This is a genomic window from Hyphomonas chukchiensis (genome assembly GCF_000682695.1).
GTDB classification, from domain to species: Bacteria; Pseudomonadota; Alphaproteobacteria; order Caulobacterales; family Hyphomonadaceae; genus Hyphomonas; species Hyphomonas chukchiensis.
The window spans coordinates 1-213 of record NZ_AWFG01000008.1 but is presented as its reverse complement, the minus strand read 5'-3'; the positions used below and the strand labels follow the sequence as shown (position 1 = coordinate 213).

Annotated in this window: 1 protein-coding gene; it reads left to right on the top strand. The window is 60.1% G+C overall.

Features of this window, described 5'->3' with window-relative positions:
• Positions 1 to 213: oxidoreductase C-terminal domain-containing protein (locus HY30_RS03510; protein ID WP_034737199.1), on the top strand; the 213-nt coding region annotated here is incomplete at both ends.

The following is a 213-nucleotide window of genomic DNA, read 5'->3' as shown; positions in this document are numbered from 1 at the left end:
CGCCCGGCGGAAGACTGCCCCTGGTTCTGGTCTGACCAGTATGACCTGAAGCTGCAGATTGCCGGCCTCAGCCAGGACTATGATGAAATCGTCGTGCGCGGCGACCCGAAGGAACGCAAGTTCGCGGCCTTCTACCTGCGCAACGGAACCCTGATTGCGGTGGATGCTGTCAACAGCCCGCCGGAATTCCTCGCCTCGAAAAAGCTGATCATG